This window comes from Streptomyces sp. NPDC059010 (assembly GCF_042740355.1).
In the GTDB taxonomy this organism is placed as follows: Bacteria; Actinomycetota; Actinomycetes; order Streptomycetales; family Streptomycetaceae; genus Streptomyces.
In genome coordinates this window covers 45,222-57,541 of record NZ_JBHYJA010000060.1, presented here as the reverse complement: position 1 = coordinate 57,541, position 12,320 = coordinate 45,222, and the positions used below count along the sequence as shown (strand labels likewise).

Sequence of the window (12,320 nt, the reverse complement as noted above, 5' to 3'; positions counted from 1 at the left end):
TTACCGTGGGGGGGGGGGGGTGTACCACCACCCACCGGGTTTTCGGTCCTCAGGCCCCCGGTTTCTCGGGGGGGGCCCTTTCGCCGCGTCCTGTACTGATTCACCTACTTGGCCTGGTACGCCCGGAGAAAGGTCCGCACTCCCTCGACGAGGAGCGGCTGGACGCGGGGGTCCTCCGCGGCGTTCGCGGAACCGTACCTGTTGAGCGCGACTCCGAAGGTCAGCGCGATGAACTGGTCGGCGGCGAGTCGGGCGTCGGGGACGTCGAGCAGTCCGGCGGCGGCGAAGACGGCGAACCGCTCGGCGAGTGCCTCGTCCGGGGTGTCGGCCATGGAGTTCTCGCCCCCGTCCGGCAGGTGACGGGCCTGCGCCCGGACGAGTCGTTGCAGCGTGGCGTACTCGGCCGAGCCGAGCATGTCGGTCGCGATGCGCATCGAGAACGTGACCAGGACGTCCTCAAGGTCGGCGGCTTCGGTCGGGTCGGTGAGGGTGTCGTCGAGGATGCGCCGGATCGTGGTGATCAGTGACTGGCCGACGCCGTCGGCGACCGCCCGCAGCAGCGTCTGCTTGTCGCCGAAGTAGTCGTAGACCGTCCGCTTGGACACCCCGGCCCGGGCGGCGACCGCGTCGACGCTGGTCCGGTCGAAGCCGTCGGCGAGAAACAGTTCCCGGGCCGCGGTGAGGATGGCGGCCCGCTTCTGCGTGGACCCCTCGCGCAGTGTCTTCGTGGTCGGCATGGCCGCATCCTATCCCGACTTTACTACACCGTGTAGTGTAGTTGTCTCCGATGAAGGAAAGGACGTTCATGACCACGACCCTGGCTCCCCCGGTCCGCGTCGGTAAGGCCGCTGTCGGAGCCCTCGGCATGCTGGCCGCCGCCACCGGGGCCCTGGAGTCGGTGGTGACACCGACGCTCCCGCTGTTGCAACGCGAGTTATCGATAAGCCCTGCTCAAGGGGCGTTACTCAGCATCACGATGCTCATCACCGGTGCTCTCGTCACGCCCGTCGCGGGCAATCTCGGTGACCGCTACGGCGGGAAACGGGTGATGCTCCGGCTGATGGCGGTGGTCTCGGCCGGTGGTCTGGTGTCCTCGCTGGCGCCGAACCTGCCGGTGCTGCTGCTCGGTCAGGTACTGGAGGGCGCGATGGTGGGCGCGATGCCCCTGTCGTTCATCCTGGTACGCAAGCACCTGCCGAGCGGCGAGTCCCAGGTGGCCATCGGAGTGGTCAGCGGGTTGTTCGTGGGCGGCGGCATGCTGGGCACGCTGATGGCCGGGCCCATCGCGGAAGGGCTGTCCCGGCACTGGATGTTCGCGCTCCCGACGATCGCGATCGTCGCGGCGACCCTGTTGGTCCACCGGCTGCTGCCGGACGATCCGCCGGCCCGGTCGGACGCCAGGATCGACTGGCCCGGCCTGGCTCTGCTCAGCGGCATCCTGCTGACGCTCATGCTCGGGCTCTCGATGGCACCCGAACTCGGCAGCCGCCCACTCGCACTCGGCGCCCTCGTCGTACTCCTGGCCCTCCTCGTGACCGGATGGATCTCCGTCGAACGCCGGTCGCCCTCACCGATGGTCGATCTGAGCCTGGTGACGAGGCCCGCGATATGGAGCTCGTATGCCATCACCTTCGCCGTCTGCGTAGGGACCGCGGTGTCGATGTTCCTCGTTCCGCAGCTGTTCGCGGTGTCCGCCGACGGCTACGGCTTCGGGGCCGGCGCCACCGACATCGGGCGGTACCTGTTGCCCGGCGCCGTCGCGGGCGCGATCAGCGGGCCGCTCGGCGGGGCCGCGGCCCGGCGTTACGGCTCGACCGCCGTGGTCACCGCCGGAATCGGCGTCATGACGGCCACGTTGACCGGCCTGGCGTTCCTGCACACCGGGGTCTGGCACCTCGTCGTCGGCAAGGCACTGGTCGCGCTGGCCAGTGGTGTCTGCATCACGGCGATGGTCGTCAAGACCGCCACCTCCGTCGATCACGGCCACACCGGAACCGCCACCAGCCTGGTCCTGGTGACACGCGTGATCGGCTTCGCCGCGGGCGCACAGGTCAGCGGTGCCTTCCTCGCCGCCGGGACCCGCCCAGGGGCGCAGGACCCGGTCGAATCGGCCTTCGTGACCGGCTTCCTCATCGCCGGCGCCGTCACGGCGCTCTCCCTGCTCGCTGTCCGCACCCTGCGCAAAGGAGTCAAGGAATGACCCGCACCGCCCCGTCGACGCACATCCGGCCCACGCCCCGCCGTGAGGTCCTGATATCGGGGGCCGGCATCGCGGGTCCCGCCCTCGCGTTCTGGCTGCACCGCTACGGATACGCGGTCACGGTGGTGGAGAAGGCGCCCGCATTGCGCAGCGGTGGCTACCCCGTCGACGTACGCGGCACCGCCCTGGAGGTCGTTCGCAGGATGGGGATCCTGCCCCGGCTGCGGGACGCGCACATCGACCTGCGCCGTTTCACCTTCCTCGACGGGGACGGCGGCGAGGTGGCCTCGGTCACCCCGCATTCCGTCGCCGGCAGTGTCGCGGGACGGGACCTTGAGGTGCGGCGCGGGGATCTCACCGAGGCCCTCTATTCGGCGGTCCGTGACGACGTGGAGTTCTTGTTCAACGACTCCATCGACACCCTCGACCAGTCCGGCCACGGGGTCGACGTCACCTTCCGCGGGGGCGGCAGGCGCAGGTTCGACATGGTGTTCGGTGCGGACGGCCCGCACTCGCGTACCCGGGCGTTGGTGTTCGGCCCCGAGGAGCGGTTCCACCGCTATCTCGGGTACTGCTTCGCCGGGTTTACCATGCGCAACACCCTCGGTCTCTCCCGCGAGATCACGATGTGGAACACCCCGGGCAGAGCCGCGGCCCTGTACGCCGTGGGGGACGACGACGAAGTGCACGCCTTCCTGAACTTCGCCCGCCCGGAACCGCCCTTCGACGCGTTCCGCGACCCGGAAGCCCAACGAGACCTGGTCGCCGGGGCCTTCGCCGACGCGGGATGGGAAGTCCCGGGCATGATCGCCGCCCTGCGTGACGCGGAGGACCTGTTCGTCGACGTGGTCAGCCAGATCCGCATGCCCCGCTGGTCCAGCGGCCGGGTCGCGCTGGTGGGCGACGCCGCGTACGCACCCTCGTTCCTCACCGGGCAAGGCTCCAGTCTCGCGCTCGTCGGCGCGTACATGCTCGCCGGTTCCCTGGCCCACCGGGACGCCGCCGCGGGCTTCGCCGCCTACGAACGCCACACCCGAGAGTTCGTGACCGTGAACCAGGACCAGATCGGCGAGGGCGACGCCACGCTCTTCCCCACCACCGCTCGGGCCCTGGAGCAGCGCAACGACATGCTGCGCAAGCTCAGCACCATGCCCGCCGCGGCGGGACGGCCGGCTCACTCGGCCCTCACCCTGCCGGAATTCACGCCCCTGAGGTGACTCCGGACCGAAACGCTCGCACCGAAGTGCTGGGCCCGGGCCGGCCGGGGTCAGCCGAGTGCCGTCACCATCCGCCGTACCCCTTCCGCGATCAGCTCGGGCGATGTCGCCAGGTTCAGCCGTACGTGCCCCGCGCCGCCGGTGCCGAACGGGATGCCGGAGTTCAGGGCGACCCGGCCGCGGTGCAGGAAGACGTCCGCCGGGTCCTCGTCGAGGCCGAGGGCGCGGCAGTCGAGCCAGGCGAGATAGGTGGCCTCGCCCGGCCGGTAGGTGATCGCGGGGAGGTGTTCGGCGAGAAGGTCGACAAGGAGGCGCCGGTTGTCGTCGAGGCCGGCCAGCAGGGCGTCGAGCCAGCCGGTGCCGTCGCGCAGGGCGGCGCTGTGGGCGATGACGCCGAGGTGGCTTGGTCCGTGGCTGACCTCCTCGGGCAGCCGGGCCAGGTCGGCGGCCGACGCGGGGCCCGCGATGGCGAGGGCCGCCTTGAGGCCGGCCAGGTTCCACGCCTTCGACGCCGACATCAGCGACAGCCCGCTCTCGGCGCCCGGGACGCTCAGATACGGCACGAACTCGGCGCCGCCCGCGGCGAGCGGGGCGTGGATCTCGTCGGCGACGACGCGCACGCCGTGGCGGTCGGCGAGGGCGGCCACGGCGGACAGTTCGTCGGCGGTGTGCAGGGTGCCGGTCGGGTTGTGGGGGCTGCACAGCAGGAAGGCGGCACGACGGCCGCCCTCGGTCGCCCGCCGGAAGGCCCCCTCCAGCACATCGAGGTCGATGCGCAGGTCGGCGCCGAGCGGGGCCTCGATCACCTGCCGGTCCATGTGCTCGACGAACTGGTAGAACGGCGGATACACGGGGGAATTCACGACGACCGGATCGCCGGGCCCGGTGACCAGTTTGAGCATCTCGACCACACCGAGCATCACATCGGGCACGATCGCCGTCCGCTCCACGGCGAGCCCGTCCCAGCCCCACCGCTTGTCGGCGAACCCGGCCAGCGCCTCGGCGTAGCCGGTGCCCGCCGGGTAGCCGGTGTCGCCCAGCGCGAGGGCCTCGGTGAGGGCGCGGACGACGGGTTCGGCCACCGGTACGTCCATCTCGGCCACCCACAGCGGCAGGACGTCCTCGGGGTAGGCGCGCCACTTCATGCTCGTACGGCGTCGCAGGCGGTCGAGGGTGAGGGCGCGAAAAGGATTTGGTTCACCGGACGTCTCGTGCGGGATCCTGGTCATGGAGCACAAGATAGGGGGCTGTGCGGTGGCCGGGAACGGCGAGGACGGGGAGTGGCCTGGGACAGTCGGCCCATTCCTGGAAGTGGCCTGCGACGAGTCGGGGTCGGACGGTGAGAATCTCACCGGCGGGAACACCGATGTGTTCGCCCATGCCAGTGTGCGGATGCCCATGGATTCGGCCGGCGCGTATGTGCAGGAGATCCGGGACCGTATTCGCTCGCCCGCGGAGGAGTACAAGGCGAACCATCTGCTGCGGGAGAAACACCGGGCGGTACTGGAATGGCTGCTCGCGCCCGCCGGGCCCATCCACGGGAACGCCCAGGTGCATCTGGTCGAGAAGGCGTACTTCGTCGTGGACCGGGCCGTCGACCTGCTGCTCGGCGACGGTACCGAGGCGCTCGGCCTGTACCGGGCCGGGCGGCGGGATTTCGGCGACGGACTCTGGCGGGAATTCCTGACGGCCGCCAACCAATTGCTGCGGGTCAGGAACGGCGGTGCGCCCGAGGAGCCCATCGACGCATTCTTCCGGACGGTGGGCGTGCTGCGGCGCGCGCATTGCCGTACGGAACTGGCGGAAACGCTACGGCAGCTCGCGGCATCCCGGTCGCTCGCCGATTCCTATCGGGCCCGGCTGCTGGACGGACCGCCCCTCATTCCCGTCCTCAATCCCCTGCTGCCCTCCATCGTCAGAACGGCCGCGCACTGGAGTGCGGGGGGACGGTCCGTGTGTCTCGTGCACGACCGGCAGAACATGCTGACGCCGGACCGTGTCGCCTGGATCGAGGAGACGGCCCGGCGGGCCGGGATCGGCTTCGGCGGGCTGCGGCTGGTGCACTCGCGACTCGACCCCCGGGTGCAGCTGGCGGACTTCCTCGCCGGGATCGCCCGCAAGATCGCCTCCGACGAGCTGAACGGGCACGGCGATCCGGTGCTCACCACGCTGCTGCGCCCGTATGTGGATCCGGCATCCATATGGGGTGAGGAGCGCAGCTGGGCCGTGCTCGGAGCGGAGCCGTCGCGAGAAGGATCACCTGTGCGGTGAACACGGGCGGGCCGGGCCACGTATGGAGTGAGGGTGCTCAACTCCGGGAGGGCCCCGCGGCCTTGATGCCGCGCTGTACTGGTTCGGGAGCCATGCATGAGGCACGCACGACGACGTCTCGTCCGGCGAGTGACACGGCTGGCGGCCGTCGGCGGACTCCTCCTCGGGGGGACGATGGTCACACGCGCCGTGGCGAGCGAACCACCGGACCCCTCCGCCGTCCCGCGCACCTACGCCGCCACGGCGGCCGGCACCGGCAGCGATCTCGTCGCACGGCTGGGCACGTCCCGTACGGCGGGCACCTGGATCGGGGCCGACGGGAAGGCGGTCGTCGCCGTCACCGACGAGCAGGCGGCGGCCGAGGTGCGCAAGGCCGGCGCCGAGGCGAAGATGGTCGACCACAGCATGGACGAGTTCAAGTCGGCGACGTCGACGCTGCGTTCGGCACCCCGGGTGCCCGGCACGGCGTGGGTCATGGACTACCGCTCCAACCAGGTGGTCGTACAGGGCGACAGCACCGTCTCGTCCGCCGACTGGTCCCGGATGACGGACGTCGCGGGCGGCATCGGCGGCTTCGTGCGGATGGAGCGCACCGAGGGCACGTTCACGACGCGGCTCAACGGCGCGCTGCCGCTGCTGTCCACCGCCGGGCGCTGCTCGGCCGGCTTCAACGTCACCGACGGACAGCGCGACTTCATCCTCACGGCCGGGCACTGCGGGCCGAACGGTTCCATCTGGTTCGCCGACAACCAGGGCAGCCGGCAGATCGGGCAGACCGTGCAGCAGAGCTTCCCCGGCGGTGACTTCTCCCTGGTGCAGTACGCGAGCGGGGACGCGGGCGCCGGCGCCGACGTGGTGTCCATCGGTCAGGGCAAGGGCGTGCGGATCACCGGCGCCGCGGATCCCGCCGTCGGGCAGCGGGTGTTCCGCAGCGGCAGCACCAGCGGGCTGCGCAACGGCGAGGTGACGGCGGTCAACGCCACGGTCAACTACCCCGAGGGCACGGTCACCGGGCTCATCGAGACGAACGTGTGCGCCGAACCCGGGGACAGCGGCGGTCCGATGTTCTCCGAGGGGATCGCGCTGGGCGTGACGTCGGGCGGCAGCGGCGACTGCAAAGCGGGCGGTACGACGTTCTTCCAGCCCGTGACCAAGGCGCTGACCGCGCTGAACGTCAAGCTGCTGGTCGCGGCGGGAAACGGCGCGGGCCAGCAGGGCGCCGCCCCGTCCACGTCCCCGACCCAGAGCGCGATCGCCCCCGGCGACGCCTCCCCCGGTTCATCGGCCCCGATCGCCGGCACGTCCGCCGAGACCCTGCTGGCCCGCCTCGCCGACCCGAAGAACGTCGGCCCCGGCCTGCTGGTGGTCGCCGGCAGCCTGGTCGCCCTGGTGGCGACCCGCTTCATCCGCGCGGAACAGGACCGCAAGGCGTACCGGCGCTACTACTCGGCGACGTGGGGCTGACGGTCGCTCGGCGGCGCTGTACGACGGGAAGGTGCCGGAGAGCGGGAGCGGTCCGGCACCCCCCTGGGACTGCGTGGGCGGCATGGACGGAGTGGCCGACGCGGCACTCACGGCAGCCGTGCGGCAGCCATCTGCTCCGGGTGGACCCGGCACGCGAGGGTGGACCCGGCACGCGAACTGGCGATCGCCTCGCGCTGGGGCGAGGCGATCATAGATGAGGGCCGAGGGCAGGCCGAGGAAGGTTTTCGAGGCGGGGGCTGAGGGCTGCGCCGGGGGCGCCCGGTCAGGCCGCCTTCTCCGACTGCGGGGCCGCTGCGGCCCACTCCAGAACGAGCCGCTGGTACTCCTCGCGCTGCTCGCCGCTCAGTGTCCCGCCCGACCGGCGCCACAGCGCCCGGATCTCCTCGTTGACCTCGTCAGCCGATCGATCGGAGGCGATTTCAACAGTGGTGGACATGCTGTGAAGCATACGGCGCCAGAGGTGAAGGCGCTGTGAGTAAGGTCGCATAAACCCGGCATACCGGACGTGTTGCTGATCACGTCCATCTGTCAACGCAGATCGCCGAGTTCAGGCGTCCGCCGCCCCCAGCACCAGCACCTGGATCGCCAGTACGGCGGCGCCCCGCGCCCAGTCGTGAAAGTCGGACACCTTGGTCTCCAGGTCGATCGGCGCCGCGAGGGGATGCCGATGGGCGCGGATGGTCTCGGTCACGGTCTTGCCGGCGACGTCCATGAGCCCCACCCCCTCTCCGGCGAGCAGGATCTTCTGCGGCAGTACGAAGTTGCCGATCTGGGCGACCAGGGTGCCCAGCGCGCGGGCCGCCTCCTCGATCACCCGGGCGGGCAGCGGCTCCCCCGCCGCGGCCAGCTCCAGGATCTCCTCATATGTCCGGTCCCGGCCGGTGGCGGCCTGCACCTGGTACCGGATGTTGGGGATGGTCAGCAGTGAGACGGCACTGCCACGCGCCCCGTCGGGGGTGAGCGGTCCGTTGGGGTTCACGATCCAGTGCCGCCCGAAACCGCGGTCCTCCTCGGCGTACGGCACCCGCTTTCCGCCGAGGACGAGGCCGTAGCCGATGCCGGCGCCGATGGTGAGGACGACGAAGCGGTCGAGGCCGCGGCCCGCACCGAACCAGGTCTCGGCCTCGACCAGGGCGGCCACGTCGTTCTCCAGGACGACCGGCAGCCCCGTGCGCTCCTCGACCAGCTCGGCCAGCGGGACGTCGCTCCAGTGCAGAAAGGGGGACTCGCCCACCACGGCACGGTCCTCGACGAGACCGCCCACACCGATGCCGATCCCGGCGAGGCGGGGGTGGTCACCGGCGAGCCGGTCGGTCATCTCCCCCAGCAGTGCCACGACTCCGGCGGGATCGTGCGTGGTCAGAGGGCGGTCGTGGCGGGCGACGATCTCGCTTCTGAGGGTGGTCACGACGCCGTAGACCATGTCCTCGGTGATCTTGAAGCCGACGAAGGAGCGGGATTCGGCGACGACGTCCAGCGGCTGGGACGGGCGCCCCTGCCGCACCACGGCCGGGGCGCCCGCTTCGGGGACCTCGACGAGCAGACCGGACTCGATCAGCGGTTTGGTCAGCCGGGTGAGGCTGCCCGCGGACAGGTCGAGCCGCCGGGCCAGTTCGGTGCGCGACAGGGGGCCGCCGAGGAGCACCTCGATCGCCACGGAGCGTTCACCGGGGCTGAGCGGAAGCCAGCTGGCGGCTAGTGCGGTCATGGTCGTCAGGCTCCCACATGATTTTTTTCTTCATGAAACCAACCAGATCATTGTAGGCGGACCGGAGCGGCCCACAGAAGATGTTCCCGCACCTCTTGACGGCTGGATTCTTTCGCCACAAAAGTAAGTGGCCGAGGACGAGCGAGCCGCAGACGAGGGAGTCTCCCGATGACCATCGCCTCCAGCAGCCCTCCGTCGCGTCTGCCATTGGGCGACGCCACGGGGGCCGGGACCGGGACGAAGTCGAGGACGCGGCGGCCGACGCCCCGCGAGAACCAGGGGGACGGGCGGCTCGCCGCGGCGTTCATCGCCCCCGCGATGCTGGGCTACGTCGTCTTCCTGCTCTGGCCGACGCTGCGCGGCATCTACCTGAGCTTCACCCGCTTCAACCTGCTGACGCCGGCGGAGTGGGTGGGCCTGGACAACTACGTGCGGATGGTCCACGACCCGATCTTCTGGGACTCGTTGGCGGTCACCGTCGAGTACGTGCTCATCAACATCGGCGTGCAGACGGTGGCGGCACTCGCCATCGCCGTACTGCTGCACCGGCTGACGCAGTCGGCGCTGCTGCGCGGCATCGTCCTCACGCCGTATCTGATGTCGAACGTGGTCGCGGGCCTGGTCTGGCTGTGGATCCTGGACACCCAGCTGGGCATCGGCAACGAGATCATCAGCGCGCTCGGCGTCGACCGGATCGCGTTCCTCAACGACGAGACCTGGGCCATCCCCACCATCGCCCTGATCAACGTGTGGCGGCACGTCGGCTACACCGCGCTGCTGCTGTTCGCCGGCCTCCAGGCGATACCCGGCGACATGTACGAGGCGGCCAAGGTCGACGGCGCGAGCGAGTGGCGGATGTTCTGGCGGATCACGATGCCGCTGCTCCGCCCGGTCCTCGCGGTCGTGCTGATCATGACGGTGATCGGTTCGTTCCAGGTCTTCGACACGGTCGCCGTGACGACCGCGGGCGGTCCCGCGAACGCGACCAACGTGCTCCAGTACTACATCTACGGTTCCGCCTTCGGCCGCTTCCAGTTCGGCTACGCCTCCGCGATGTCCGTCGCGCTGCTGGTCGTGCTGAGCGCGATCACCGTCCTGCAGTACCGGCTCACCCGGGCCGGCCAGACGGATCTCGGCTGAGGGAAGGAGACATCGACATGGCCGCCGTGACCGCACCCACCCCGACCGTACGACCGCAGCGCCGCAGGTTCTCCCCCGGCCGGGCCCTCGCCTGGACCGTGATGGCGCTGATCGTCCTGATCACCCTGCTGCCGTTCTACTGGATCCTGCGCACCGCGCTGTCCACCAACGCGGGCCTCAACTCCGCCCCTGCCGATCTTCTCCCCGTCGATCTGAGCACCAGCGGATTCGAACGGGCCCTGGGCCTGCAGTCCGCCCAGGAGGCCGTCGCCCAGGGAGGCGCCGGCGGCGGGCTGGACTTCTGGCGCTATCTGCTCAACTCGGTGATCGTCTCGACCCTGATCACCGGCTGCCAGATCCTCTTCTCCGCGATGGCCGCGTACGCCTTCGCCCGACTGCGCTGGCGCGGCCGGGACAAGGTGTTCGCGCTGTTCCTGGCCGGGCTGATGGTGCCGACCGTCTTCACGCTGCTGCCGAACTTCGTGCTCATCAAGGAACTCCACCTGGTGGACAGCCTGTTGGGCATCGCGCTGCCGAGCCTGTTCATGACGCCGTTCGCGGTGTTCTTCCTGCGGCAGTTCTTCATGAACATCCCGCACGAGGTGGAGGAGGCGGCGCTGCTCGACGGCGCCGGGAAGGTGCGGATCTTCTTCCGGCTGATCCTGCCCATGGCGTCCACACCGGTCATCACACTGTCGGTGCTGACGTACATCACGTCGTGGAACGACTACTTCTGGCCGCTGATGGTCTCCTACAGCGACAGCTCGCGGGTGCTGACCGTGGCCCTGGCGATCTTCCGGGCGCAGACCCCCGCCACCGGCGTCGACTGGTCGGGGCTCACGGCGGCGACGCTCATCGCCGCGCTGCCGATGCTGGTGCTGTTCGCCTGCTTCGCCCGCCGCATCGTCAGCACCATCGGCTTCACCGGGATCAAGTGAGGGACTGGAAGATGCGACTTCGTACGCTGACCGCGCTGGCCGGAGCGCTCACGCTGTCCCTGGCATCGGGCTGTGCGCAGGGCGACTCGACCGGGGCGTCGTCGAACACGGTGACGTACTGGCTGTGGGACACCAACCAGCTGCCCGCCTATCAGGCCTGTGCGAAGGGGTTCGAGAAGGCGAACCCCGGGCTGAAGGTGAAGATCACCCAGTTGGGCTGGAGCGACTACTGGACCAAGCTCACCGCCGGGTTCATCGCGGGCACCCAGCCGGACGTGTTCACCGACCACATCCAGAAGTTCGGCCAGTTCGCCGATCTGAAGGTGCTGGAGCCGCTGGACGACCTGGGCATCGAGGACTCCGCCTACCAGCCGGGCCTGGCCGCCAACTGGATCGGCCAGGACGGCCACCGCTACGGCACCCCGAAGGACTGGGACACCGTCGCGCTCTTCTACAACGCCAAGATGGCCAAGGACGCCGGGCTCGGTGCCGGGCAGCTCAACTCCCTGGCCTGGAACCCGAAGGACGGCGGGACCTTCGAGAAGGCGATCGCCCATCTCACCGTCGACGCCAAGGGCCGACGGGGTGACGAGCCGGGCTTCGACAAGAACAACGTCAAGGTGTACGGGCTGGCCACCAACGGCGGCGGCTTCGGCGACGGCCAGACCCAATGGAGCCCCTTCACCGCCTCCGCCGGATGGAGCTACACGGAGAAGGCACGCTGGGGCACCGAGTACCAGTACGGCAGCAAGACCTTCCAGTCGGTGATCGACTGGTACTTCGGCCTGGCGAAGAAGGGGTACATGGCCCCCTTCTCCGACTACAACATCCAGTCGAACCAGGCCAACACCCAGGTCGCCGCCGGCAAAGCTGCGGCCGCCCTCGACGGGGCCTGGATGATCTCCAGCTACGACGGCTTCAAGGGCCTCGACATCAAGAGCGCGCTCACGCCCGTCGGGCCGACCGGCAAGCGCGCCACCATGATGAACGGCCTCGCCGACTCGATCTCGAAGGCGTCCAAGAACAAGGCCGACGCCCGTAAGTGGGTGGCGTACCTGGCCTCGGACGAGTGCCAGAGCGTCGTGGGCAAGGCCGGTGTCGTCTTCCCCGCCACCCCGGCGGGCACCGAGGCCGCCATCGCCGCCTACGAGAAGAAGGGCATCGACGTCACCGCGTTCACCGAACCCGTGGCCGACAAGAAGGACTCCCGGACCTTCTCCTACCCGATCACCAACTACGCGGCCGACGTGACCGCCCTGATGATGCCGGCGATGGAGGACATCTACGGCAACGGCAAGTCCGTCAGCAGCCTCGACCAGACCAACGACCAGATCAATCTGATCCTCTCGCAGTGATCTCTC

At 69.8% G+C, this 12,320-nt stretch carries 11 protein-coding genes; 7 read left to right on the top strand and 4 right to left on the bottom strand.

The genetic code is table 11. From position 1 onward, the window contains the following. Positions 1-104: 104 nt before the first annotated feature. Positions 105-737 carry a TetR/AcrR family transcriptional regulator gene (locus ACFWYS_RS41630; RefSeq protein ID WP_384781320.1) on the bottom strand — a complete coding sequence of 211 codons (633 nt, stop codon included), beginning with the start codon at positions 735-737 and terminating at the stop codon, positions 105-107. 68 nt (positions 738-805) lie between these two features. Between ACFWYS_RS41630 and ACFWYS_RS41625 the strand changes: the two genes are divergently transcribed. Together ACFWYS_RS41625 and ACFWYS_RS41620 are read left to right on the top strand one after the other, a co-directional pair. Continuing rightward, the gene (locus ACFWYS_RS41625; protein WP_384781318.1) at positions 806-2,200 is read left to right on the top strand and encodes an MFS transporter; all 1,395 of its coding nucleotides are present in this window, start codon (positions 806-808) and stop codon (positions 2,198-2,200) included. Next, positions 2,197-3,417 (top strand): FAD-dependent monooxygenase, encoded by a 1,221-nt coding sequence (locus tag ACFWYS_RS41620; RefSeq protein ID WP_384781316.1) that lies wholly within the window; start codon positions 2,197-2,199, stop codon positions 3,415-3,417. The genes ACFWYS_RS41625 and ACFWYS_RS41620 overlap by 4 nt, the downstream gene beginning before the upstream one ends. 50 nt (positions 3,418-3,467) lie before the next feature. Here the strand turns inward: ACFWYS_RS41620 and ACFWYS_RS41615 are convergent, their stop codons facing one another. Further along, complete coding sequence (locus tag ACFWYS_RS41615; RefSeq protein WP_384781314.1) at positions 3,468-4,646, bottom strand: MalY/PatB family protein; 1,179 nt, start codon at positions 4,644-4,646, stop codon at positions 3,468-3,470. A gap of 25 nt (positions 4,647-4,671) precedes the next feature. Between ACFWYS_RS41615 and ACFWYS_RS41610 the strand changes: the two genes are divergently transcribed. After that, the gene (locus tag ACFWYS_RS41610; protein WP_384781329.1) at positions 4,672-5,688 is read left to right on the top strand and encodes a hypothetical protein; all 1,017 of its coding nucleotides are present in this window, start codon (positions 4,672-4,674) and stop codon (positions 5,686-5,688) included. A 96-nt stretch (positions 5,689-5,784) separates the two neighbouring features. Then, the gene (locus ACFWYS_RS41605) at positions 5,785-7,152 is read left to right on the top strand and encodes a S1 family peptidase (protein WP_384781312.1); all 1,368 of its coding nucleotides are present in this window, start codon (positions 5,785-5,787) and stop codon (positions 7,150-7,152) included. Between the two features lie 283 nt (positions 7,153-7,435). On the opposite strand, the gene ACFWYS_RS41600 is transcribed toward ACFWYS_RS41605, so the two are convergent. Next, positions 7,436-7,621, bottom strand: a complete 186-nt coding sequence (locus tag ACFWYS_RS41600; protein ID WP_384781311.1) for a hypothetical protein — start codon at positions 7,619-7,621, stop codon at positions 7,436-7,438. Between the two features lie 99 nt (positions 7,622-7,720). After that, positions 7,721-8,881, bottom strand: coding sequence for an ROK family protein (locus ACFWYS_RS41595; protein WP_384781309.1), 1,161 nt, complete (start codon positions 8,879-8,881; stop codon positions 7,721-7,723). A 168-nt stretch (positions 8,882-9,049) separates the two neighbouring features. Here ACFWYS_RS41595 and ACFWYS_RS41590 point away from each other — a divergent pair, with 168 nt between their 5' ends. From ACFWYS_RS41590 to ACFWYS_RS41580, 3 genes are read left to right on the top strand one after another with little or no spacing between them, the layout of a single operon-like run. Then, a complete protein-coding gene (locus tag ACFWYS_RS41590) occupies positions 9,050-10,021 on the top strand; it encodes a carbohydrate ABC transporter permease (protein ID WP_384781307.1) in 972 nt (323 codons plus the stop codon). Positions 10,022-10,038: 17 nt separating this feature from the next. Next, positions 10,039-10,959: a carbohydrate ABC transporter permease gene (locus ACFWYS_RS41585; protein ID WP_384781305.1), complete on the top strand. Its 921-nt coding sequence runs from the start codon at positions 10,039-10,041 to the stop codon at positions 10,957-10,959. A gap of 11 nt (positions 10,960-10,970) precedes the next feature. Continuing rightward, positions 10,971-12,314 carry an ABC transporter substrate-binding protein gene (locus tag ACFWYS_RS41580; RefSeq protein WP_384781303.1) on the top strand — a complete coding sequence of 448 codons (1,344 nt, stop codon included), beginning with the start codon at positions 10,971-10,973 and terminating at the stop codon, positions 12,312-12,314. The last annotated feature ends 6 nt before the right edge of the window (positions 12,315-12,320 follow it).